Consider the following 23,294-nt stretch of genomic DNA (forward strand, 5'->3'; position numbering starts at 1 on the left):
CGGAAACCTCGTGCGCCCCAGGGCTTTCAGGCACCGGCGTTTCGGCCAGGTCACGCCGTCCGCCGGAGGCCCCAGTACGGCGGACCCGCCTCGGAGGCCTTGCCGTTCCAGGGGCCCGGCACGTCCTGAATCGAGCGCGTTCGAATCTCGGGGCGCGTCGTTATGCCGTGCACCGCCGGGCCGATCAGGTGCGGCACGACCCACCAGGAGTGATGCAGGTGACCGTCACCGATTCCTCGGCCGCCGGAGTGGAGACGCCTCCCCCTCCGCCCCCGGCCACCATCACCTTCGAGGGCAAGCACGGCAAGAACCCCCTGGCCGAGGCCAGTTTCGGGGCACTGTGCATGCGCCTGCCCGCGATCCTCGCGCACACCGCACGCAGGGCCTGGGCCGTCGACAGGGCCGGCGCGGTGCTGCTCCTGGTCTGCCAGCTCCTCACGGGAACCGCGGCAGCCCTCGTCCTCGCTTTCACCGCGCGGGCCATGACACATCTGCTCGCCGCGGGGCCGGTGTCCGAACGCCTGCACGCCGCGCTGCCCGCGCTGACCGTGGTCGCCGCCGCAGCCGGCTTCGGCCGCGTCAGCAGCGCCCTGTCCTCGTACGCGGATTCGAGGATCACCCCGCTGCTCACGACAGAGGCGGACCTCTCGCTCGTCTCCGCGGTGTGCCGTGTGGAGGCATCCGCGTACGGCGAGGACGGGTTCGCCGACCGGCAGGAGGCCGCCGAGGTCGGTGTCACCCGGACGCGGACGATGGTGCAGGACGCCCAGCGGTTCATGGCCGCCCTCATCCGGATGATCGCGGCGACCGGCGTCATCACGGCCCTGCACTGGATGATGCTGCCGCTGCTCCTGCTCGCCGTGCTCCCGGCGGGCATCGGTGCCGTGCTGTCCGCGCGCGTGGACTACGAGACGCACTACAACAACGTCGCCGACCGCAACGTGCGTTCCATGATGCGCTGGTGGGCCACCTACTCCCGCTACGGGGACGAGGTCCGGGCGAACGGCATGACCGGCTACCTCATCCACTGGTACCGCGCGCTGTCCGACCGGATCGACCGGCGCACCCTCACCGCGGCGCCCCGCATGCTGCGTATCGTCCTGGCCACCAGCGCCCTGGGCGGCGTGTTCCTGCTGGGTACCTGGGCCGCGCTCGCCTGGCTGGCCGTCACGGGGCGCGTCGCCCTGCCCGTCGCGGCCACCGCGGTCGTCGCCGTGCAGACCGCCCTGGCCGCTCTGTCGCAGTTCGTCGTCCACGGGGCCGCGATGTTCCACACCTCGCTCTACCTGGCGGACATGCGGTCCTTCCTCGACATGGCGGACGAACGCGCCCCCCAGCGCGGTACGGCGACCGTGCCCGACCGGGTGGACGAGATCCGGCTCGACGAGGTCGTCCACCGGTACCCCGGCCGGGACGAACCCGCCGTCGCGGGCGTATCGCTCACCTTGCGGCGCGGCGAGATCCTGGCGGTCGTCGGTGAGAACGGCTCGGGCAAGTCGACCCTGGCCAAGCTCATCACGGGGATCCTCCTGGCCGACAAGGGCCGCGTCCTGTGGGACGGCACCGATCTCGCCGACGCCGATCCCGAAGCCGTGTGGCGACGCACCGCCCTCGTCCCGCAGAACTTCGCCTGCTGGCCGCTGCGCGCCCGGGAGAACGTCACCCTCGGCCGGCCCAGGACGTACGACGACGGACCGGTGTGGGAAGCCGTCGACGCCGTGGGCATGCGCGAGACGGTGGAGAAGCTTCCCCAGGGGCTCGACACCCTCCTGGCCAGGGAACTCTGGGGCGGAGCCGAGCTGTCCGGCGGCCAGTGGCAGCGGCTCGCGTGTGCGCGGGCGCTGTACCGGCGCACTCCCCTGCTGATCCTGGACGAGCCCACGTCCCAGATGGACCAGCGCGGGGAGCACAGGATCTTCCTGGAGATCAGGCGCATCGCCGCGGAACGCATGACGGTCGTCGTCACGCACCAGCTCGAGAACACACGGCTGGCCGACCGTATCGTCGTCATGCGCGCAGGACGCGTCGTCGAGCAGGGCACGTACGAGGAACTCGCCCACGGGGGAAGCCTTTTCGCCGAGCTCCTGGCGCTCGCCCAGGACCGGTAGGGCGACCCGGGTGCCCGTGCGGACGGTCTGCGCGGGTACCCGGATCCAGGTGCGTGACCGGTGGGGCCTGTAGCCGGACGGCGGGCATGGACGGCGTCCCCGTGGAACCCGCGGACGCCGAGTTCCTGATGTCCCCCGAGGCGCGGGACGCCGCCACCCGGGAGGGCGTCCCGGTGATCGACCACCGGGCTCTCCGACGGGTCTGGACGCGGAGCGCCGGTCAGAGGTGAGCCCTCGGTATCGGTCGGCGCCTGCGCCATCCGCATGCCGGACCGGGTTCACCACGCACCCGGACGCCCCCTAAGCTGGTGGGTGCAGCTGGTTCGCCCCGTCAGCCAGGCGGGATGCGTCGCAAGAGGGAACCCGGTGGAAATCCGGGACTGCCCCGCAGCGGTGAGCGGGAACGACCGCCGTCATACGCACTGGGTCCGACGAAACGGACCTGGGAAGCGACGGCCATTAGATGTCCTCTTCGAGGGCGTGCCCGCGAGTCCGAAGACCTGCCAACTGCCCGCGCGCGGACCAACCGTGCGCGGACATCCCGGTGACCTCGTGGGCGGGTCGGCGTACATACCGGACGGATCCCGTGCGTCGCACGACGTCCTCCGTCCGGTAGGGCACCCCTTCGCGCTCTCGTCCCGTCGCCGGGATCTCAGGGATTCATCTCGCGAAGGAGATCTCCGTGACCAACGAGTACGCGACCGCGGCAGCGCGGTCCACTGTGTACGGCTACCCCCGGCAGGGACGGAACCGGGAACTGAAGAAGGCCGTCGAGGGCTACTGGAAGGGGCGGGTCACCGCCGATGCCCTCCGCGCCACCGCCGCCGGACTGCGCCGCGACAACTGGCGGCAGCTGAGCGGGGCCGGCATCGACGAGGTCCCGACCGGGGACTTCTCGTACTACGACCATGTGCTGGACACCAGCGTCATGGTGGGAGCCGTCCCGGACCGCCACCGTGAGGCGGTGGCCGCCGATCCGCTCGACGGGTACTTCGCGATGGCCCGCGGCACGCAGGACGTCGCTCCGCTGGAGATGACCAAGTGGTTCGACACCAACTACCACTACCTCGTGCCCGAGCTGGGCCCGGACACCGTCTTCGCCGCTGACTCCGCCAAGCAGGTCACCGAGCTGAAGGAAGCCCTCACCCTCGGGCACACCGCCCGGCCCGTGCTCGTCGGCCCGGTCACCTATCTCCTGCTCGCCAAGCCCGCCCCCGGCGTGGCGGCCGACTTCGAACCGCTCACCCTGCTCGACCGGCTCCTTCCGGTCTACGCGGAGGTCCTCGCCGATCTGCGCGCCGCCGGCGCGGAGTGGGTACAGCTCGACGAGCCCGCCCTCGTCCAGGACCGCACCCCGGCCGAGCTCGACGCCGTCGCCCGGGCCTACCTGGAGCTCGGCGGGCTCAACGACCGCCCCGAGCTGCTCGTCGCCTCCTATTTCGACCGGCTCGGGGACGCCCTGCCCGTCCTGGCGAAGGCCCCGGTCGAGGGACTGGCACTCGACTTCACCGACGCCGCGGCAGCCAACCTCGCGGACCTCGCTGCCGTCGGAGGGCTCCCCGGCAAACGGCTCGTCGCCGGCGTGGTCAACGGCCGCAACATCTGGATCAACGACTACGAGAAGTCGCTGGCCACTCTCGCCACGCTCCTCGGCCTCGCCGGCCGGGTCGACATCGCCGCCTCCTGCTCCCTCCTGCACGTCCCCCTCGACACGGCGCCCGAGACGGACATCGATCCCGAGATCCTCCGCTGGCTCGCCTTCGCCAGGCAGAAGACGGTGGAGATCGCCACTCTGGCCAAGGGACTGGCCGAGGGCACCGACGCCATCGCCACCGAGATCGCCGCCAATCGGGCGGACCTCGCCTCCCGCGCCGACTCCCCCGTCACCTACGACCCTGCCGTGCAGGCCAGGGCCGCCGCCATCACGGACACCGACGGCCGCCGCTCCCAGCCGTACGGGGAGCGAGCGGCAGCCCAGCGTGCCCACCTCGGGCTTCCCCTGCTGCCGACGACCACCATCGGCTCCTTCCCGCAGACCGATGAACTCCGCACCGCGCGCGCCGACCTGCGCGCCGGCAGGCTCGACCCGGCCGGGTACGACGAGCGGATCAGGACGGAGATCGCCGAGGTGATCTCCTTCCAGGAGAAGACCGGCATCGACGTCCTGGTGCACGGTGAGCCCGAACGCAACGACATGGTCCAGTACTTCGCCGAGCAGCTGACCGGATACCTCGCCACCCGGCACGGCTGGGTCCAGTCCTACGGGACCCGCTACGTCCGCCCGCCGGTCCTGGCCGGCGACATCTCCCGCCCCCGACCGATGACCGTGGACTGGACGACCTACGCACAGTCCCTCACCGACCGTCCGGTCAAGGGCATGCTCACCGGACCGGTCACCATGCTCGCCTGGTCCTTCGTCCGCGACGACCAGCCACTCGGCGACACCGCCCGCCAGGTCGCCCTCGCCCTGCGCGACGAGGTCGACGACCTGGAGACCGCCGGCACCTCGGTCATCCAGGTCGACGAGCCCGCACTGCGCGAGACGCTGCCGCTGCGCGCCGACGGCCACCCGTCCTATCTGGCCTGGGCGACGGAGGCGTTCCGCCTCACCACGAGCGGCGTACGGCCGGACACGCAGATCCACACCCACATGTGCTACGCCGAGTTCGGCGACATCGTCCAGGCCATCGACGACCTCGACGCCGACGTCATCAGCCTGGAGGCCGCCCGCTCCCACATGCAGGTGGCCCACGAGCTGGCGGACCACGGCTACCCGCGCGAGGCGGGCCCCGGTGTCTACGACATCCACTCGCCCCGCGTCCCGAGCGTCCGGGAGGCCGCCTCGCTCCTGCGCACGGGCCTGGAGGCGATCCCCGCCGAGCGCCTGTGGGTGAACCCGGACTGCGGGCTCAAGACCCGTGGCTGGCCGGAGACCCGCGCGTCGCTGGAGAACCTCGTGGCCGCGGCCCGGACCGTCCGCGACGAGCTGTCGGCCCGCTGACGGCGAGGTCCTGCCGGGGTGCGGCCACGCGCCCCGGCAGGACCGGTCACGCCTGCGCACCACGAGCCGGGCCGGGCCGGACCACGTTTCGGCCCGGCCCGGGCCGGACACGCGCAGGGAGCGGCGGCATCGCACCGGGCGGCAGCAGGAGCGGATCGAGGTGCGGAGCGTGGGCAGGCGCGCACACCCCGTGCATCCTCATCAATAAGGCACTTTGAACCTGTTTGCCCCGTTTGATGACGGGTACGCCGCAGTGAGGGCGGAATGAGGCGTTCCGTGAACCGGAACCCGACCGACCACCGCACCCTCACACCGACGAGAAGGAGCCTCCCGTGGCCTCAGTACCCGCCATCACGCTCAACAACGGCGTGGAGATCCCCCAGCTCGGATTCGGCACCTTCCAGATCCCGCCGCAGGAGACCCGCGAAACCACTCTGGCGGCCCTGAAGGCCGGATACCGGCACATCGACACGGCTCAGATGTACGGCAACGAGAAGGAGGTCGGAGAGGCGGTCCGGGACTCCGGTCTCGACCGGGCCGACGTCTTCGTCACCAGCAAGCTGGACAACGGCGCCCACGCGTACGACGACGCCCTCCGTGCCTTCGAGGGCACGATGGAGAAGATCCAGCTGGACCACCTGGACCTCTTCCTCATCCACTGGCCGCTGCCGGACAGGGGCGACTTCGTGGAGACCTGGAAGGCCCTGGAGGAGATCTACCGCTCGGGGCGGGTCAAGAGCATCGGGGTCTCGAACTTCCAGCCGCACCACCTGCGCCGTCTGCTGGACAGCAGTGTGGTGGTTCCCGCCGTCAACCAGATCGAGGTCCATCCCTACCTCACCCAGGACGCCGTCAGGTCGTTCGGCGCCGAGCACGACATCGCCACCGAGGCCTGGTCCCCCATCGCACAGGGCAAGGTGCTCGACGATCCGACGCTGGTCCGCATCGCGCAGCGGATCGGCAAATCGACGGCGCAGGTCACTCTGCGCTGGCACCTGCAGCGCGGTGACATCGTGTTCCCCAAGTCGGTGACCCAGCGGCGCATCGAGGAGAACTTCGACCTCTTCGACTTCGAGCTGACCGAAGGGGACATCGGCGAGATCAACGCCCTCAACCGGGACGAGCGCACCGGCTTCGACCCGGACCGCTTCAACGGCTGAGCCTCTCCGCGCGGAGCCGTGGCCCGCCCCTCGTCGAGGGGCGGGCCACGCACGCGACGGGAGGGCTTCAGACCGTCACTTCAGAGCCGGCGGCGCGGCGTCCGCCGAGGTGCCCCACCCGGAGGGCGTCGTACCGACCTCGAAGGACAGCTCCCGCGTCCCGCGGATGTCCTCGGTGGTCAGATAGGTCTTCCCGTACGCGGCCCCGTCGGTACGCGCGGACCGGATGTAGCGCACCGAGTCGGAGGCGCCGGGCGCCTTCACCGTCAGGCCGCCCTTGGGGTAGTAGCGCCGGTCGAGGGTCAGGTCGACCCGCTCGAAGACGGGCGTCGACAGGCCCCAGGTGTCCGTCCCCGGCTGCACCGGGAAGACGCCGATCGAGGAGAGGACGTTCCAGGCGGACATCGTGCCCAGGTCGTCGTTGCCGGTCATCCCTGTCGGGGTGTCGGTGAAGAGGGTGAGCGCGGCGTGCACCACGTCCGTCGTCTTCCAGGGCTGGCCGGTGGAGAGATAGGTGTAGGGGGCGATCAGGTCGGGCTCGTTCTGCGGGTTGTACTTGTCCGCGTTGTAGTAGTCGTACGGCCCGTTCACCCACACCTCGCGGGCGGTCTTCGAGGGGTCCTGGAGCAGTTGCTCGTAGGCGAAGAACGAGTCGAGGCGTTCGTTCGCGGCGTCGGTCCCCCCGATCAAGGAGACCATGCCGGGCAGGTCCTGGGGCACGAGCCACTGGTACTGCCAGGACGTGCCCTCGTGGAAGCCCTCGCTCCGGGCCGGGTCGGCGGGACCGGTGAAGTCCCCGTTCGCGTCCCGTGCGCGGAAGAAGCCGGTCGAACTGTCGAAGATCTCGCGGTAGTTCTGGGCCCGCTCCGCATAGCGCGCGGCGTCCTGGTCGTGGCCGAGTTCCTTCGCCATCTGGCCGAGCATCGCGTCGGACAGGGCGTACTCCAGGGTCGCCGAGGCACCGTGGTCGTAGTCGGAGTCGCCGGGCTTCACATGGGCACGGCCCTTGATGTACGGCGCGAAGCCGTCGGCCAGGTACTCCTTGTTGGCCTCACGGCCCACGGGGGCGGAGTCGGCCGGCGGCACACCGTCGGCGTTCTTCTTCAGCGCGCGGTACGCCTGCTCCTCGTACCCCTTGAGCAGGCCCTGCTGGTAGGCGTTGGTGAGGAAGGGGGTGACCGGGTCGCCGGTCATGATGTTCGTCTCGACCGTGCCGTAGCCCCACTTCGGCAGCCAGCCGCTGTCCTCGTCGATCTTGATGACGGAGATCGCCATGTCACGGGACTCGTGGGGGGCGAGCAGCGACAGGAGCTGGGCCTGGGTGCGGTAGGTGTCCCAGAGCGACCAGTTCTGGTAGTAGGTGAAGCCCTTGGCCTTGTGGATCTCCTGGTCCCAGCCTGTGTAGCGGCCGTCGACGTCGCTGCCGATGTTCGGTGCGAGGAACGAGCGGTACAGGGACGAGTAGAAGGTCCGGCGCAGGGTCTCGCTGCCGCCCTTCGCCCGGACGTCGTCGAGGCGGTCCTCCCACGCGGCCTGTGCGGCGCGCGCGACGCGGTCGTACGAACGGCCGCCTTCGGCACGGAGGTTGAGCGCGGCCCCCTTGGCGTCCACGTACGAGATCGCGGTGGTCGCCTCGACGGTGCGGTCCTTGGACGTGTCGAATCGCACGAAGGCGCCGTTGCGCTCGCCCCCGGCGGAGGAGGCCGTGGACCCCTCGGTGACCGTGTCGCCCTTCCACGTGCCGGAGACGGTGAAGGGCCGGTCGAAGCGGGTGACGGTGTACACCGTGTACGGCTTGGTGTCCTGACAGAAGCCGCTGCCGGTGATGGCCGTGCGCACGGTGCGGTTGTCGAGGATCTCGACCTCGGTGTTCACCGTCCTGTGGAGCGACTGGCCCGCGTTGATGAGGACGTTGGCCTTGTCCGTGGCGGGAAAGGTGTACCGCTGCACTCCGGTGCGCTCGGTGGCGCTCAGCTCGGCCTTGATGCCCGTACCCAGGCCGACCTGGTAGGTGCCGGGGCCGGCCTTCTCGTCGTCGTGGCTGAACTCGGCCGCGTACACGGCGTTGTCCGTCGACGTGATGTCACCGGTCGTGGGCAGCACGGGGAGATCCCCGCCGAGGCCGCAGCCGACACCGGAGATGTGGACGGCGGAGAAGCCCCTGATGTGGGTCTCCGAGTAGTCGTATCCGGTGTTGTGCCCGGTGTCGGGCGAGAACTGCACCATGCCGAACGGCACCGCGGCACCGGGGTAGGTGTTGCCCTCGTTCTCGGTTCCGATGAAGGGGTTGACGAGATCGGTGAGCCCGGCCGCGCTCGGCGTGCCCCGCTCCGTCCGCCGAGGCGGGTGCGGCGACGGCTCCACCGAGGAGGGCCGCCGCGGCGACCGCTGTCCCCGCACCGCGGATCCACTGGGTCCATCTCATGGAATGAGCGCCTCTCGAGACGTAGACAACGTTGTCAGACGTGCTTCGCGATCATTCTTTGCCTGTCCGCGTGTACTCGTCAAGGGTTGCGGCATCGGGCTTCCGCGTGCGGGGCGGGGCTTCCGGCACCAAGGTCGAGTGAGGACACGGGGCCTGCCGGGCACCGGTCCGCGCGCTGCACCCCGGAGGCGATGACGTGAGCCCGTACCGCACCACGACCGGGCTGACGTCGCACGCACCGCAGAACGAGAGCGACCTGCTGCCCTGGTGGGCGCGCCTCGCGCCCCTGGCCCTGGTGGTACTGGCGCTCGCGGTCGACCTGCCGACGCCGGGGGCGTTCAGCGGGGACGTGTTCCTGATCCTGAGCTCCATGATCGCGGCCTGTGTGTACGCGCTGCGGGCCGTGGTCCGGGTGGCCGTCCTCAACAGCCTGGCCGGGCTGGTGCTCCTCTTCGGGGGGCACCTGTCATCCGACGGCCGTCACGCGGTGGTCGACTACGTCGCCATGGTGGTCCTCGCCTGGGCGAGCGTCCCCCTGTGCCGGCTGCGGCTGTCGTTGCGGCGCCGGCTCCAGGGAGCCGAGCGGGTGGCGGAGAGCGCCCAGCGCGCCGTGCTCCCGCCCGTGCGGGCCTGGTGGGGGAAGACCTGGATCGCGGTCCGTTACGAGGCGGCGTCCGCCGCGGCATCCGTCGGAGGTGATCTCTACGCGGCGGAGCACACGCCGTACGGCGTGCGCCTGCTCATCGGTGACGTACGCGGCAAGGGGCTGAACGCCATCCCCGGGGTCGCCGCCCTGGTGGGCAGCTTCCACGAAGCCGCCCACCACACCCCGACCCTGCCGGAGCTGGCCCGGCACCTCGACGAGGCGGTGTCCCGTCACACGCGGGAGACCGCCTCGGTGAGCGGTGGGAGCGACGTGGACGGCGAGCACTTCATCACGGCGGCCATCGCGCAGATCCCGGACGACGGCACGGAGGTACGTCTCATCAGCCGCGGGCACTGTCCCGCCTTCCTCGTGAGCGAGGACGCACTGCGGGTCTGGGAGCCCGAGCACGCCGGGCTCCCCCTGGGCCTCGGCGAGTTGGACACCGGCCCGTGGCAGGACGAGTCCCGTCCGTTCGGGCCGGGACATCTGCTCCTGCTGTGCACGGACGGCCTGCTGGAGGCCCGCGACGCCGAGGGGCGTTTCTACGCCCCGGGCAAGGATCTGTGGCAGAGCTGGCGCGACGGGCCTCCGGCCGTCGTGGAGAGGCTCGCCCGGGCGGTCCACACCCATACGGACGGGGTGCTCGCCGACGATCTTGCCCTGGTCGCCGTCACCCGTGCGGAGCATGCGCCGTCGGGCGCGGGAGCGGCGCCGTGAACACTCGGGGCCGGGCGGGCCGACTCCCCGCGGCCCGTCAGCGCAGCGTCGCGTACACGATGAGGTTGTCCACGGGGTGGCCGGCTGCGTCGAAGTCCCCGTCGCACGTGATGAGCCGGAGCACGCGTTCGCCGGTGGCTCCGTAGACCTTGTCGGTGGGGAACGCGTCCTTGCGGACGGTCTCCGTCCCGGTGACGGTGAAGTGGGTCTCCTTCCCTCCACCACCTGCCACGGCGATGTCCGCGCCCTTGGTGATGCTGTGCAGGTCGTGGAAGACGGCCTTGCCGAACCGGGTGTCGTTGTGGCCGATGAGCACGGCCGCACCGGGTTCGCCGGGAACGGCTCCGCCCGCGTACCAGCCGGCGGTCATGCCCTTCTCCGCCGGAGGGACCTCGACCGTGCCGTCCTCGTTGAGCCCCAGCCGCAGCAGCTCGCTGTCTATGCCCAGCGACGGGACGGACAGCCGCGTCGGCGCGGGCGCCTTGGGCGCGTCCGCGGCCGGGGACTTGGGCGTGGTCCTCGCCGTGGCGGACGGCTCGGGCGCGTCGGGCGCGCCGCAGCCGCCGGACAGGGTGATCAGAAGACCCGCCGCGGCGACGGACATCGCTGTCCGCCATGACGAGTTCGGTGTGAAGGGCATGAGGTACTCCGGTGCGGGGTCGGGCGAAGGTGGACGAACGGCGGGTGGCGCCGCTCCCGTGAGGGGAGCGGCGCCACCGTGAGGGGGTCAGCCGTTGCGCTGTGCCGCGGAACGGCGGCGCAGCACGAGGACGCCCGCGCCCGCGAGCAGCACGGCACCGGCCGCGGACCCGTAGAGCGCGGTTCCGGCGGACTCGCCTGCCGCACGCTCACCGGCGTCGACACCGCCGCGCGGCACCGTGCCGGCGGGCACGGGCTCGGCCGGGGCCGGGGTCGCCGACTCGGCGACCTCGGTGGGTTCGGGCGCGGGGCTGACCCGCGAGGGCTCGGCCGCGGCCGGGGCCTCGGTCGGTCGCTCGGCGGGCACCGCCGTGGGCGCGCTGTCGGCGACGGCCGCCATGGACGGGAACAGGACCGCGCCCATGGTGGCGGTCGCGAGGACCACGGTCCTCAGGGTGGGACGAAGGGACATGAAGAACTCCGATTCCAGCTCGGCGTTGATGGTGCCCGCGCACGGATGCGCGTCGGGCGCCGGGCATGCCCACAGACTGGAGTGAAGTTGTGAGGAAGCTGTCAGACCGCCGTGTTCATCGGATCAGGGCCGGAACAGGGCAGCCGCAGGGTGAACACCGAGCCCTGGCCCACGGTGCTGACCACACCCGCCGTCCCGCCGTGCGCCTCGACGAGCTTGCGGACGATCGCCAGCCCCAGGCCGCTGCCCCCGGTCCGCCGGCTGCGTGACTTCTCCGCGCGCCAGAACCGGTCGAAGACGTACGGCAGATCCTCCTGCGCGATTCCGCTGCCCGTGTCGGCGACCTCCAGCAGCACCCCGTCGTCCGGTCCCCCGGGACCCGTCGCAAGGGCTCTCAGCGTCACCCGCCCTCCCGCAGGCGTGTGGCGTACGGCGTTGGACACCAGATTGCCGATCGCCTGCCGCAGCCGGACCGGGTCGGCCTCGACCTCGGGGACCGGTCCGTGCCCCTCGGGGACGGTCACCGTGAGGCTGACGCCTGCGGCGTCGGCCTGCGCCTGATGGGCTGCCACGACATGGGCGAGGAGTTCCTCGACGCGTACGGGTTCGGGGTGCAGACGCAGGGCTCCGGCGTCGGCGGCCGACAGGTCCTGGAGATCGTCGATGATGTGCTGCAACTGCACCGCCTCCTCCAGGAGCGAGGAGACGAACGTCGCGTCCGCGTCGGCGATGCCGTCCTGGGCTCCCTCCAGCCACCCCCGGATGTTGCTCAGCGGGGTGCGCAGTTCGTGCGCGACATCGCTGACCATGACCTTGCGCTGTTCCTCCATCCGGGCGCGGTGGGCGGACATGTCGTTGAAGGCGGTGGCCAGCCGGCCGATCTCGTTGTCCGCGGCGACCACGACCTGCGACGGGGCCTCGCCGTCGCGCATGCGCTGGGCCGCTCCCGTGAGGGCGTGGAGCGGTCGGACGAGCCGGACCCCCGCGAGCACCGAGGCGCCCACGGTGAGCGCGAGGACGAGGGCCGCGACTCCGGTGATCTTCGCCGTGTTCCCGGGGGACAGGTCGAAGCCGGGGACCTCACCGCCGCCCGGGTCGCTGATGAAGAGCAGGGCGGGCGAGGCGACGTACGAACTGAGCTGCTCCTGGCGGGCGATGCCGACGCAGGAGGCGATGTCGCGGTCGTTCTCGCTGTCGAGGGGCGCGGGAGTGGCCACCTCGGTCGGCACCGCCTCCCTCGGGACAGCGATGCTGGGCTCGGGCGTCGGCAGGGGCACGGCGGTCGCGGGAACGGCCTCGTCGCCCGTCCTCCACGACAGGTCGAGATCGAGGTCCACGGGTTCGCGTCCCTGCCTGTCCAGGCACGCGTTGACGAGTTCGTTGAGAGCGACGAGCGCCTTGGCCTCGCTCCCGGTGGGGCGGTCCAGCACGTCCGTCGAACACCGGCTGCCGCTCAGGCGGTCGGGGTCGTTGCCCACGACCTGGATACGGGGCCGGCCACTGGGCCCCTCGACGACGTCGGAGGCTATTCCGGACCGGCTGAGGCACTGCACCGCCTCGTCCGCGGTGCGCCGGAGCGACGTGCGCTCCGCCTCGGACAGTTCGAACGGTCCGACGGCCCGCGGATCGACCCGGTCGGTCCCCGAGCGCTGCGCCCCGTCCGTTCCGGGTGCCGCGATCGTCACCGAGCCTGACCCCGAGTCGGAGACGGAGGAGACGTCCGCCACGGACAGCGGGTCCACGACCGCCGACGCCTGGGGAGGAAGGACCGGTGGGGGCGGGGAGGAATCTGCGGAGTCCGCGAGGATCTGCCGGCTCTGGGTCGTCAGCGTGATCCTCCGGTCGGACGTGTCGGCGAGCTCGTCCACCGTGGGGCCGACACCGTCCCAGGTGGGATGCCGGGCCGCGTAGGCGAGCAGGGTGTCCAGGACACGGGTGTCGGCGGCGAGGTTACGGCCCTGCTCCTGCTCGATCGCACCGGACGTGGTCTGCACTGCCAGCCACGCGGTCGCGGCGACCGAACAGGCCGCGACCAGTGCCGAGACCGCCAGGAGCCGTCCGAGGAGGCTCTTGCGCAGCGGCAGCCGCAGACGCTGCCCGCCCTTCTCAGCGCGCCGCGGCACGCGTGGCTCCCTTCAGCGGGTCCATGAGTTTGTAGCCCACCCCGAAGACGGTGAGCAGCCGGACCGGACGCCGGGGCGCGCGCTCGATCTTCTTGCGGAGGTTCATGATGTGTACGTCGACCGTGCGACTGCTGATGTACCGGTCGAAGCCGTGCAGTTCGGCGAGCAGTTGCTCACGGGAGAAGACACGCTCGGGCTCGGCCGCCATCGTGGCGAGGAGGCGGAACTCGCCCGGCGTGCACTCGACCCCGGTGCCGTCCACCGAGACCTCGTGGCGCACGGGATCGACGGCGAGTGTGCCCACCCTCAGCACCTGTCCGCCGTCCTCGCGCGGTCCGTCCCGACGGGTGCGCCGCAGGAGGGTGCGGACCCGTGCCATGAGCTCCCGCGGGCTGTAGGGCTTCGTCATGTAGTCGTCCGCGCCCAGGTCGAGCCCGAGCAGCAGATCGTCCTCCGTGGCCCGGGCGGTGAGCATGAGGACCGCTACCTCGCGCCCCTCGGCACGCAGGATGCGGACCACGTCGAGCCCGTCGGCCCGAGGCATCATCACGTCGAGGACGAGCAGGTCGGGCGCCCCCTGCCTCGCCTGTTCCAGGGCGGCCAGGCCGTCGGACACCACCGTGACCGCGTGGCCTTCGCGTTCGAGGTATCGGCGGACCAGCTCGGCCTGTTTCGCGTCGTCTTCCGCGACTATGACGTTTGCGCACACGTGCACGATCGTAAGGTAGCCCCGTGTGCCGACGGCCACCCCCGGTCCGCCCTCCCGGAGCCGGGGCCACGGACACCTGCCGCGCGTCACGGCCCGGTTCGCCCGTCGTGCCGGAGCCGGTACGCGCCGTCGGGACGGCCGGCAGCCGGGCGAAGCGGCCCGGCAAGGGCCGTCCCGAGGGACACCGTGTCAGCCGGGCCGGCTCACCCGAGTCGTCCTTCCTCCCGGCCGGTCAGGGCCGACTCCTCACGCACCGCCCGGGCTTGTCCGGTCCGCCCCAGGAGGAGCAGTTCCCGCTCGCACGCCTCCAGTGCTTTCAGCAGCAGTGCCGCCCGCTTCGGCTCGTCGTCGTTCATCCGCCGGGCCGCAGAGGCGGCCTCGGTCAGGACGGTCAGCCGGGTCTCCGCGTCCCCCGGGCCCACCACGCCGTACTCCAGGAGCGCCCGGGACAGACGCGGCAGGTACACCGCCGGGTTCACCCGGGCGAGCAGACGATAGGCGTCGACGGCCTCGTGGACGTTGATGGTGCCGGATCCGAGCAGCAGAGTCCGTGCCCGCAGTACCGCATCGTGATCGACGCTCTCCCTGTGATTCATGACGGCGATTCTGGAGGGGACGGCAGGCCTCCAACAAGGCTTGGCAGACGTGCTGTTCGTCCTACGAAAATGCCGTCTGACCTGTCATGATGGGTGTGTCATCACTCCTCTCGGCCCGGCCGCCGGGTCACGGCCCACGGGATCGACGCCCGGACAGGACCTCCCACTCCCCCGTCCGTTCGGCTCGATGACACGCGGACGCCCGAGGTTTGGGCGTCGCGTCCGCAGGGTGGGCGTGATCCGTACGACCGGGCGAAGCGCTCACTCGTTGGTGACTTCCGCCGTTCCCGTGCCGTGCGCGACCCGATCCTCAGGAGTGCGGCGCTTCGACCGGCGTCGCCGGGTTTCTGCGGTGAGGGGAGACGGCATGACGCGGGATGCGGAGTGGCCCGACGGGCCGGACGGGCGGGCCGTGCTGCTGGTGGCCGGGCTGGCGGATCTGGCGGTGACCACGGCGGGTTCGGTCCTGGGGACGGTACGGGGGTTGCTCCGGCGATCCGACACCGCGGAGCTGGCGGCGGAGGCCGAGCACGATCTGATCGCCAGGGGCCGCCTGGTGCTGGGGCGTTGGTCCACCGCTCCCCCGGCCCACCTCGAGGTGCTCGCCCGGGAAGCCCTCGCCCGGCGGGCCGCCGATGACTCATGACCGGTGGGACCCGGCCGAGTTCAAGGCACGCGTCGACGGCGTACTGCGGCGGTTCGTCGCACAGGAGGCGGAGCGGTTCGCAGCCGTGGACCCGGCGCTGGGTCCGGTCGCCGAGCAACTGGAGTCCTCCGTCGCGCACGGGAAGAGACTGCGGGCGGCGTTCTGCTACTGGGGCTGGCGGGCCACCGGGCAGCCGGACGACGAGTCGCTCGTCCGGGCGGCGGCCTCGATGGAGTTGGTGCACGCCGCCGCGGTCGTCCACGACGACCTCATCGACGACAGTCCGCTGCGTCACGGGCGCCCGACCGCACACATCGCCCTGCGTGGTGCGGTACGCCGCCGCCCGCGTTCCGTCTCGGCCGGCAGATCGCTGGCGATGCTCGTGGGCGACCTGCTGATGGGTCTGGCGGGTCAGCTGTTCGCCACCAGCGGCCTGCCCGCGGCCTATCTCGCCCGGGCCCGGCCACTCTGGTCGGCCCTGGCCCGGGATCTGATAGCCGGGGAGTGCCTGGAGATCCTGCGCACCGGATCGCCTCCGGACACCGTCGAGTCGTTGAAGGTGATCCGGTACAAGACCGCCAAGTACACGGTCGAACAGCCCTTGTTGATCGGCGGCGCCCTCGCGGGAGCCGGTGACCGGGTGCGCTCCGGATACTCCGCGTACGGTCTGCCCCTGGGCGAGGCATTCCAGCTGCGGGACGATCTGCTCGGCCTGTTCGGGAGCCCCGAGGACACCGGCAAGGCGAACACCGACGACCTTCGGGGGTGCCGTCCCACGGCCCTTCTGGCGGAGACCTGGCGTGTCGCCGACGACAGCGAACGGCGGCAGCTGCGTGCCGTCCTGGGGCGGCGTGATCCCGGGGAGGAGGGTCTGCACGCGGCTCGTGAGCTGATGCGCCGGCTCGACGCTCCCGGCCGGATCGAGAAGATGATCACCGAGCGGGTCGAGGAGGCCCTCACCGCCCTTGACGGGCTCGCTCTGCCGGCCCCCGCCACCACGGCTCTCACCGCGCTGGCGCACTCGGTGGCGGTCCGTGGGGCCTGATCACACGCGCGGCGGGCGGCACCGGCGTCCGCCGCCCGGCCGCTGTCGCTCCCCGTCCTCGGAACCATCCCGCCCCGTACCCGTCGTGCGCCACCTACACACAGCCCGAGGAGCCTCACCGTGCGCTACACCGAGTCGTCGTTGAACACCCTGCGCCGAACTGGTGACGAACTCGCCGACGCCACCGTCGCCACCCTCTTCGAACGCGGGGAGGTGGGGAAGTTCAACACCCTGATGCGTTACGTCTCCACCGCCGGCGCTCCCCTGCCGGACGGCCTTCCCGATGTCGCCCGCGAGTACCTCGAGGTGACGGGCGCACCACCGGCCTGGGTCGACTGGGGTGAGATGGAGAGGGCCCGCCTGTTCTTCATCGACAACAACGTGCACATCTCCACCGCCCTGTCCTTCGCCTCCATGCCGGCGTGCTACGTCGTCCCCCACGTGGCGAAACTGCTGTCGGCCACCCACGGGCTCGACTACCCCTCGAAACGGATGGCGGAGACGGGCCAGTTCACCGTTCATCTGATGCAGCCGGACGCCTTCGAGGCCGGGGGCCGCTTCATCCCCGCCGCGCAGAAGGTACGCCTCCTCCACGCCTCCATCCGTCACCATCTGAGGCGCGAGGAGCGCTGGGACACCACGGCCCTCGGAACGCCGATCTGCCAGGAGGACATGATCGGCGGTCAGATGTTCTTCTCCATGCTCGTCCTCGACAGCCTGCACCGCCTCGGGATCCACATGTCGGAGGAAGGCGCCCGGGCGTACTACTACGCCTGGCGCGTGGTCGGCGCCATGCTCGGTGTCGACCAGGACGCGGTACCCAGGACCCTCGACGAGGCCCGCGGCTTCCTCGACCTCTACATGCTCCGGCACATGGGTCCGTCGCCGGAGGGCGCGCATCTGACACGCCAGCTCATCGACCTGTACGAGGAGGTCGTGCCGGGCACCTTCTTCGACCCGGTCGTGTCCGCCCTCATCCGGCACCTCGTCGGCGACACCTGCGGCGACTGGCTCGGCGTGCCCCGCACCTCGTGGGACACCGTCGTCAAGGCCGTGCCGCACCTGATCGGCGTACTGGAGACCGTCGAGGACCGTTCACCGCTGGGAGCCTGGGCCCTGGACCGGCTCGGCCATCTCACGACCGTTCTCGAGCTGTCCTCCCTGACCCGCGGGCGCGTCATGCACTACGCCATCCCCGAACACCTCAAGAAGGACTACGACGTCTCCAGCTCGGTACCCCGTACCGAGCGGTGGGTTCCACCGGCGGCCACGGTCCCGCGGGCAGGCGCCTAGTACCTATTCGGCCGATGTCACCCTGTGGGTGCCGTGCCGTGACCGTGGGACCGGCGGTGGTCCGCCCGGTGAGGTCTCCGCCGTCCCGGCCGGCTCAGCGGGCTCCCGCAGTGGCACGGAGCTGTTCGGCCAGCCGCGCGAGTTCGGCCGCCGTGGCAGGCGAGAAGTCGCTGAGTCCGCTGTGCACGGCCGTCGGGCTCTTCAGGAAACGCCGGAGCACGGGCACGAGCAGCCCTTGCGGCAGCGTCCGCAACGCGGCGAACGCGCGAGGTACCGGTGGCGTCGTCAGGGCGGCGAGGTTCTGCCGCACGAGGTGGAGCATGCCGCGGACCGCGTCGGGATCGGCGGCCAGCTCCACGGGGCCGCCCGCCAGGTGCACCGCCTGTCCGAGCGGGACCTCGAACGCGGCGTGCGTCCTGAGCCAGGCGTCCATCTGCGGCTCGGCCCTGGCGTTGAACCCGGCAGCTCGGAACGCCTCCACGGTCCTCACCAGTCGTGGGGTGGTACGACCGTCGGGCTCGCCGATCGGCATCGCGACCCGGCGGACAATGAAATTGGGCCTGCGGTATCGGACCACGTCGCCGTCCATCGTGCCGCCGGTCGCGGGGAAGCCGAGCAGCACCCGCTCGTGACCGATCACCGCTCCCAGCGGGTCCGGGCCGGCTGCCCAGTTGAGCAGGAACAGCACGTCGCCCTGGACACCGGCGAGTGATTCCAGCACCGCATCCACCTGGTGGGTGCGGACGAAGACGGTGATCAGGTCGTACCCGCCGTCCGGACGGTCGACCACCGGCACCGGCACGCGTCCGACAGTGGGGCTGCCACCCTCGGCGAACTGCACGCCGTGCCGGCGAAGAGCGGTCAGGCGCCCACCCCTGGCGAGGAGCGAAACGTCGTGGCCGGCCTCGTGCATCCGGGCGGCGAACAGGCTGCCGAGCACTCCGGCGCCGTACACGAGCAGCTTCATGTCGGATCTCCTTCATACGAACGTTTGATTCATACGTTCGTTTCATTCAAACATATGTAGAGTCCCTCGTGTGGCGACCCCAGACACCCGCACCCAGATCCTCGACGCGGCCGAGCACCTCTTCGCCGAGCACGGATACCGCGGCACCTCGGTCCGTGCGATCACCAAGCTCGCCGGAGCGAATCTGGCCGCCGTCGGCTACCACTTCGGCTCGAAGGCGGAGCTGATGGCCGCAGTCGCCCGCCGCGTGATCGAGCCCATCGACGCCGCCCAGTGCGCCGGACTCGACAAGCTGTTTGCCCGGACCCCCGAACCGCCGGTCGGCGAACTGGTGGAGGCTTTCGTGGGGCCGCTGTTCGACGAGATGCCGGCCGGCGACGAGGGCGGCGCCCGGACGTCCCGGCTGATCGTGACGATCCTCAGCGACCCGGCCGAGGAGGTCCGCAGCTGGACAGGCCCGGCCGAGGAAACGGTCCGCGAGCGCTACCTCGCGGCGTTCGCGCGGGTACTGCCCGGCCTGTCCCCGGAGGAGCTGTGGTTCCGGATGCGGGGGATCCTTGCCGTGACGGCCGTCGACCGACTCGATGTACACCAGCAGCCCTCCCCCGGCTGCGCGTCGTCCCCGGTGGAGGGCGAGGCGGCCAGGGGGTGGGCGATCACGTTCCTGACAGCAGCGATGAGTGCGCCACCGGCCCGGACCTGACGGCCCCGAGCCGGACGCCGGCGGCGCGGGTCGGGCGGTGTTCACCCTGCGGACGAGAGCGGTGGACGAGAGCGGTGGCGGCTTGTCGGCGGCGTTCCCGTTCCGCCGGATGACGGATCGGCGGGTCGTGCCGGACACGGTTGGCTCCGGTCCGGACCGTCCGGGAGCCGCGTGATGAGGACCCCTGGTTGTGGTCCGCAGGTCGGGGCGATGGTGCGTATGTGACGGGAAAACACATCATCGCCGGTCAGAAGACTGTTCCTGCCGCCTGTACGGATGGGTGGTGGCCAGGAGGGGCGCGGTTGTGCCACGGTGGACGGACACGAGACCGTCCGGTACCACGGGTGCCGGACTTTGGGTTCTGGGCGTTGCCCCCTTCACGGGCTCCCGGCTCCCGCCATCGTCGTCACCCCTCAGAAGGGGCTTCGCCTTTGGGCTCACCACCCCGGAAGGGGGGCACGCCCACCATGAACGTCACTACGCTGATCGACGCCACCAGTGCCACGATCATCCCGCACGGCGAGATCGACCACACCACCCTGCCCAAGCTCCGTGCCGTGGTCGCCGCACTGCCGCGGGATGTGGCCGAAGTGGTCTGGGACCTGAAGGACACGCCCTTCATCGACACCGCGGGCCTGCATCTGCTTGTCGATCCGCCGCCGGCCGACGTCCCGCCGCGCCGGGCGACTGTGACCGGCATGCAGTCGCAGCCGTTGCGAGTGCTGCGCACCGCTGCGGAACTCTTCCCCACCCTCGAATTCGCCCGCCTGCTTCCCGAGGCCCGACAGCACGAAGCGGCGGCCTGACAGCGCCAGGTCCACGAGCACAGGGGGGCCGGGGACGCTCCGCGTCCGCCGGTGCAACGCTTCGGCCTCCGCTCCGTCCACGGCGCAGGCGTCACGGTGAGCGGGACGGCGAGTGAGACCCCGGCCGACGGGCGGCGAATACCGGACGGCGTTCACCTGCCGCGGCCGGGGTGGGCCGTCGGCGGCCTCCTGTGCCGGGGTGAGGTCCTGTGGAGCCCGGGCCGCTCCACGGGACCGCCTGACAAAGCCCTGCCAGGGGGCCCGTGACGCCTCCGGCCCTCCTGGGCCGGATCGGCTCAGCAGACGCCGTCGCCGGGCTTGGGGTTGCCCAGGCCGAACAGCGGCCGCAGCCTGAGCCCGATCCAGGTCCCTGCCAGGGCGACCGCACCCCACAGCCAGCCGCTGAGGCTGCCCGATGCCACGCCGGCCAGGTAGGCGCCGATGTTGCAGCCTCCGGCCAGCCGGGCACCGATACCCATCAGCACTCCGCCGAGCACCGAGGCGAGGGCCGTGCGCCAGGGGATCTGGCGGTGCAGGGCCCACGTCCCGCCGAGGGCGGCGGCAACGGCAGCCCCGATCATGATTCCGATGTCGGTGAGACTCGTCTTGTCGGCCAGTACAGGACCGGCGAGCATCTCCGCGTTGCCCGTCTGCCGCCACCAGGTCCAGTTCTCGGGGTGGCCGCCGAGTGCGCCCACCAGCTCCGAACCCCACAGGCTGAACGCACTGGTGACCCCCCAGGCGCCACCGGACACCGCCAGGACACCCGCTCCGAGGACGGCCAGCACCAGGGCTCCGGCGGCCAGCGGCCAGGAGCCGCGCAGAGCCCGTACCGCCGCTGTGCGTGCCGAGGGAACGGGTCCGAGGGGAGGCGGGTTGCGACGGGCCTGGACGCGTCGCGTGACGAGGACGACCAGCAGCAGTGCGCCGATCGTCACCGCCCACGAACCGGCCCAGCCGATGTGCTCGGACAGGACGACCGGTTCCCATGCGGGGAGGTCCTTCCACAGGTCGAACTGCCAGGCGGCGAGCGTGGCGCCCGCGATGAACCCGCCGAGGGTCAGGAGCACCGATGTCTGCCCCGAGCCGACGGCGAAGAGGGTGCCGGAGGCGCAGGCGCCGCCGAGTTGCATCCCGACGGCGAAGAGGAGGGATCCGACGACCAGTCCGACTCCGATCGGCCCTGCGGAGGGCGCGGGTTGGGAGCCGAACAGTCCGGTGCCGCCGCCGATGAGCAACGCGAACAGCGTGGCGGTGGTCCCGAGCAGCAGCGCGTGCGCCCGCAGCCCGGTGCCGTTGCCGACGGCGATGAGCTGGCGCCAGGCGGAGGTGAAGCCGAACCGGGAGTGGAAGAGGGCGACGCCCAGACCGAGCCCCAGCAGGAGCAGTACGCCCGGCTTCGCCCCGTGCGTGGACCACACGTACGCGGTCAGGGCGACGGCGAGCAGTCCGGAGACGACGAGTGGCGTCCTGCGCACCGGGGGCAGGGACGGGGCCTCGGGTCGCGGGACCGAGGTGGGGGACGGGACGAACAGGGCGGGCGTTGCGCGCGGGGGCGCGGCCGGCCCGGCAGGTGGCGCGGTGGTCACGAAAGGTCTCCGGGATGATGCGCGGCGGATGGCGGCAGGGGAAGCCGGCAGCGCGGGAGGCGCCGCTGACGCGGGTTCAGCCGCTACAGAGTCCGTCGTCGACGCACCAGGCCGAGTGCGCGAACAGCGCGAGGCACAGAGTCGGGGCCGGTACAGACATGCGTGCGAATATACGGACGCTTCCGCTCCGGATGCTCCGGCGTCTCGGCATGCGGAAGGCTTCGTGGACAAGCGCCCGCAGAGAGCACCGGCCCCGGGGCGTAAACCATTGACAGGGCCGCCGCGCGGGCGGCAAACTCGCCGCACTCGACAGTGAAGAACTTTTCACTTCGCGAACGCGCGGACACCGCCGAGACCGGGGCGCCCCCTCGCCGACAGGATCCGCAGCCGCACCGGTCACCTCCTCAGCGCGGACAGGGGCCCGGTACCTCCGGCTCCGGACGTTACGAACACCCCCTGGACGAAGGAGAACGCCGTGCACACGACCGTAGGGATCGTCGGGGGTGGCCCGGCCGGGCTGTTGCTGTCGCGGATGCTCCACAGGGCGGGCGTCGAGTGCGTCGTGCTGGAGAGCCGCGATCGCACCTACGTCGAACAGCGTCAGCGGGCGGGCATCCTCGAACAGTCCACCGTCGACGCCCTGCGCGAGGTCGGGGCCGCCGAACGGCTGGACGCCGAAGGGCTGGTCCATGACGGCGTGGAACTGCGCTGGGAGGGCCGGGCCCACCGGATCGACTTCCCGTCACTGACGGACGGCCGCCGTGTCTGGGTGTACGCGCAGACGGAGGTCGTGAAGGATCTCGTCGCCCTTCAGCTTGCCGACGGCGCGGCCCTCCACTTCGGCGCCGAGGTGGGTTCGGTCGAGGGCGCGGACACCGACCGCCCGACGGTCCACTACACGCACGACGGCCGGGACAGGATACTGACGTGCGACTACGTCGTGGGGTGCGACGGCTTCCACGGGGTGACCCGGTCAGCGGTCCCCGAAGGGGCCCGGCGCACCTACGAGCGCGTGTACCCCTACTCCTGGCTCGGGATCCTGGCCGATGTGGCGCCGTCCTGCGACGAGTTGATCTACGCGCACTCCCCTCGCGGCTTCGCCCTGCACAGCATGCGGTCACCCGAGGTCAGCAGGATGTATCTGCAGGTGCCCAACGGCACGGATCCGGCCGCCTGGCCGGACGAGCGGATCTGGGACGAGCTGGACGCCCGGTTCGCCCTGGACGGCTGGAAGCTGGCACGGGGCCCCATCACCTCCAGAAGTGTTCTGCCGATGCGCAGTTCGGTCACCGAGCCCATGCGGTACGGCCGCGTCCTCCTCGCCGGGGACGCCGCACACATCGTGCCGCCCACGGGTGCGAAAGGACTCAACCTGGCCGCGGCCGACGTCGACGTGCTCGGCCGGGCCCTGATCAGGCAGCACACGACCGGTGCGACCGATCTGCTGGACACCTACTCCGACACCTGCCTGCGCCGCGTATGGCGCGCCGAGCACTTCTCGTACTTCATGACCACGACCATGCACACCGATCCCGGCCAGAGCCCCTTCGACACGCGGCTCCAGATCGCCCAGCTCGACCGCATCGCCGATTCACCGCACGCCGCGGCCGAACTCGCCATGAACTACGCGGGGCTGCCGTTGCCGTGAC

At 71.3% G+C, this 23,294-nt stretch carries 18 protein-coding genes, 1 pseudogene and 1 riboswitch; of the genes and pseudogenes, 11 read left to right on the top strand and 8 right to left on the bottom strand.

Going from position 1 to position 23,294, the window contains the following annotated elements:
* Window positions 1-212: 212 nt before the first annotated feature.
* The 4 genes from P8A20_RS01780 to P8A20_RS01795 all read left to right on the top strand — a co-directional run bounded on the left by P8A20_RS01780 (window position 213) and on the right by P8A20_RS01795 (window position 6,269).
* On the top strand, window positions 213-2,108 hold the full coding sequence (locus P8A20_RS01780) for an ABC transporter ATP-binding protein (protein ID WP_147961767.1): 1,896 nt from the start codon (window positions 213-215) through the stop codon (window positions 2,106-2,108).
* An 86-nt stretch (window positions 2,109-2,194) separates the two neighbouring features.
* Entirely contained in the window at window positions 2,195-2,338 is a 144-nt protein-coding gene (locus P8A20_RS01785) for a hypothetical protein (RefSeq protein ID WP_187282300.1), read from the top strand.
* Window positions 2,339-2,410: 72 nt separating this feature from the next.
* Window positions 2,411-2,630: riboswitch (cobalamin riboswitch) on the top strand.
* A gap of 160 nt (window positions 2,631-2,790) precedes the next feature.
* The gene (gene metE / locus P8A20_RS01790; protein WP_306102697.1) at window positions 2,791-5,109 is read left to right on the top strand and encodes a 5-methyltetrahydropteroyltriglutamate--homocysteine S-methyltransferase; all 2,319 of its coding nucleotides are present in this window, start codon (window positions 2,791-2,793) and stop codon (window positions 5,107-5,109) included.
* Between the two features lie 332 nt (window positions 5,110-5,441).
* On the top strand, window positions 5,442-6,269 hold the full coding sequence (locus P8A20_RS01795; protein WP_147961769.1) for an aldo/keto reductase: 828 nt from the start codon (window positions 5,442-5,444) through the stop codon (window positions 6,267-6,269).
* Between the two features lie 75 nt (window positions 6,270-6,344).
* Here the strand turns inward: P8A20_RS01795 and P8A20_RS01800 are convergent.
* Window positions 6,345-8,694: pseudogene (locus tag P8A20_RS01800) on the bottom strand (GH92 family glycosyl hydrolase).
* A 196-nt stretch (window positions 8,695-8,890) separates the two neighbouring features.
* Here P8A20_RS01800 and P8A20_RS01805 point away from each other — a divergent pair.
* The gene (locus P8A20_RS01805; RefSeq protein WP_147961771.1) at window positions 8,891-10,057 is read left to right on the top strand and encodes a PP2C family protein-serine/threonine phosphatase; all 1,167 of its coding nucleotides are present in this window, start codon (window positions 8,891-8,893) and stop codon (window positions 10,055-10,057) included.
* 37 nt (window positions 10,058-10,094) lie between these two features.
* On the opposite strand, the gene P8A20_RS01810 is transcribed toward P8A20_RS01805, so the two are convergent.
* The 5 genes from P8A20_RS01810 to P8A20_RS01830 all read right to left on the bottom strand — a co-directional run bounded on the left by P8A20_RS01810 (window position 10,095) and on the right by P8A20_RS01830 (window position 14,596).
* Entirely contained in the window at window positions 10,095-10,697 is a 603-nt protein-coding gene (locus P8A20_RS01810; RefSeq protein WP_306102698.1) for a class F sortase, read from the bottom strand.
* A gap of 87 nt (window positions 10,698-10,784) precedes the next feature.
* Window positions 10,785-11,168, bottom strand: a complete 384-nt coding sequence (locus P8A20_RS01815) for a hypothetical protein (RefSeq protein ID WP_147961773.1) — start codon at window positions 11,166-11,168, stop codon at window positions 10,785-10,787.
* Between the two features lie 101 nt (window positions 11,169-11,269).
* On the bottom strand, window positions 11,270-13,291 hold the full coding sequence (locus P8A20_RS01820; RefSeq protein WP_147961774.1) for a sensor histidine kinase: 2,022 nt from the start codon (window positions 13,289-13,291) through the stop codon (window positions 11,270-11,272).
* Complete coding sequence (locus tag P8A20_RS01825; protein ID WP_147961775.1) at window positions 13,275-14,000, bottom strand: response regulator transcription factor; 726 nt, start codon at window positions 13,998-14,000, stop codon at window positions 13,275-13,277. The genes P8A20_RS01820 and P8A20_RS01825 overlap by 17 nt, the downstream gene beginning before the upstream one ends.
* A gap of 203 nt (window positions 14,001-14,203) precedes the next feature.
* Window positions 14,204-14,596, bottom strand: coding sequence for a hypothetical protein (locus P8A20_RS01830; RefSeq protein WP_147961776.1), 393 nt, complete (start codon window positions 14,594-14,596; stop codon window positions 14,204-14,206).
* A gap of 367 nt (window positions 14,597-14,963) precedes the next feature.
* Here P8A20_RS01830 and P8A20_RS01835 point away from each other — a divergent pair, with 367 nt between their 5' ends.
* The 3 genes from P8A20_RS01835 (at window position 14,964) to P8A20_RS01845 (ending at window position 17,580) form a co-directional block, all read left to right on the top strand.
* Entirely contained in the window at window positions 14,964-15,242 is a 279-nt protein-coding gene (locus P8A20_RS01835) for a polyprenyl synthetase (protein WP_147961777.1), read from the top strand.
* Complete coding sequence (locus P8A20_RS01840) at window positions 15,232-16,287, top strand: polyprenyl synthetase family protein (RefSeq protein WP_147961778.1); 1,056 nt, start codon at window positions 15,232-15,234, stop codon at window positions 16,285-16,287. The genes P8A20_RS01835 and P8A20_RS01840 overlap by 11 nt, the downstream gene beginning before the upstream one ends.
* A 120-nt stretch (window positions 16,288-16,407) precedes the next feature.
* Window positions 16,408-17,580, top strand: coding sequence for an oxygenase MpaB family protein (locus P8A20_RS01845; RefSeq protein ID WP_147961779.1), 1,173 nt, complete (start codon window positions 16,408-16,410; stop codon window positions 17,578-17,580).
* Window positions 17,581-17,674: 94 nt separating this feature from the next.
* On the opposite strand, the gene P8A20_RS01850 is transcribed toward P8A20_RS01845, so the two are convergent.
* Window positions 17,675-18,547 carry a ketopantoate reductase family protein gene (locus P8A20_RS01850; protein ID WP_147961780.1) on the bottom strand — a complete coding sequence of 291 codons (873 nt, stop codon included), beginning with the start codon at window positions 18,545-18,547 and terminating at the stop codon, window positions 17,675-17,677.
* 70 nt (window positions 18,548-18,617) lie between these two features.
* Between P8A20_RS01850 and P8A20_RS01855 the strand changes: the two genes are divergently transcribed.
* Window positions 18,618-19,250, top strand: coding sequence for a TetR/AcrR family transcriptional regulator (locus P8A20_RS01855; RefSeq protein WP_306102699.1), 633 nt, complete (start codon window positions 18,618-18,620; stop codon window positions 19,248-19,250).
* A 467-nt stretch (window positions 19,251-19,717) separates the two neighbouring features.
* The gene (locus tag P8A20_RS01860) at window positions 19,718-20,056 is read left to right on the top strand and encodes an STAS domain-containing protein (RefSeq protein ID WP_147961782.1); all 339 of its coding nucleotides are present in this window, start codon (window positions 19,718-19,720) and stop codon (window positions 20,054-20,056) included.
* 296 nt (window positions 20,057-20,352) lie between these two features.
* Here the strand turns inward: P8A20_RS01860 and P8A20_RS01865 are convergent, their stop codons facing one another.
* Window positions 20,353-21,645: a YeeE/YedE family protein gene (locus P8A20_RS01865; RefSeq protein WP_306102700.1), complete on the bottom strand. Its 1,293-nt coding sequence runs from the start codon at window positions 21,643-21,645 to the stop codon at window positions 20,353-20,355.
* 475 nt (window positions 21,646-22,120) lie between these two features.
* Between P8A20_RS01865 and P8A20_RS01870 the strand changes: the two genes are divergently transcribed.
* Window positions 22,121-23,293 (top strand): 4-hydroxybenzoate 3-monooxygenase, encoded by a 1,173-nt coding sequence (locus P8A20_RS01870; RefSeq protein WP_147961901.1) that lies wholly within the window; start codon window positions 22,121-22,123, stop codon window positions 23,291-23,293.
* The last annotated feature ends 1 nt before the right edge of the window (window position 23,294 follow it).

Origin of the sequence: Streptomyces sp. Alt3, assembly GCF_030719215.1 — a bacterium.
Taxonomy (GTDB): Bacteria; Actinomycetota; Actinomycetes; order Streptomycetales; family Streptomycetaceae; genus Streptomyces; species Streptomyces glycanivorans.

Bases quoted from the DNA above. Each gene is read 5' to 3' on its own strand.
- P8A20_RS01860 (WP_147961782.1), top strand. From the start codon at position 19,718: ATGAACGTCACTACGCTGATCGACGCCACCAGTGCCACGATCATCCCG.
- P8A20_RS01780 (WP_147961767.1), top strand. From the start codon at position 213: ATGCAGGTGACCGTCACCGATTCCTCGGCCGCCGGAGTGGAGACGCCT.
- P8A20_RS01840 (WP_147961778.1), top strand. From the start codon at position 15,232: ATGACTCATGACCGGTGGGACCCGGCCGAGTTCAAGGCACGCGTCGAC.
- P8A20_RS01850 (WP_147961780.1), bottom strand. From the start codon at position 18,547: ATGAAGCTGCTCGTGTACGGCGCCGGAGTGCTCGGCAGCCTGTTCGCC.
- P8A20_RS01810 (WP_306102698.1), bottom strand. From the start codon at position 10,697: ATGCCCTTCACACCGAACTCGTCATGGCGGACAGCGATGTCCGTCGCC.
- P8A20_RS01830 (WP_147961776.1), bottom strand. From the start codon at position 14,596: ATGAATCACAGGGAGAGCGTCGATCACGATGCGGTACTGCGGGCACGG.
- P8A20_RS01815 (WP_147961773.1), bottom strand. From the start codon at position 11,168: ATGTCCCTTCGTCCCACCCTGAGGACCGTGGTCCTCGCGACCGCCACC.
- P8A20_RS01785 (WP_187282300.1), top strand. From the start codon at position 2,195: ATGGACGGCGTCCCCGTGGAACCCGCGGACGCCGAGTTCCTGATGTCC.
- P8A20_RS01835 (WP_147961777.1), top strand. From the start codon at position 14,964: ATGACGCGGGATGCGGAGTGGCCCGACGGGCCGGACGGGCGGGCCGTG.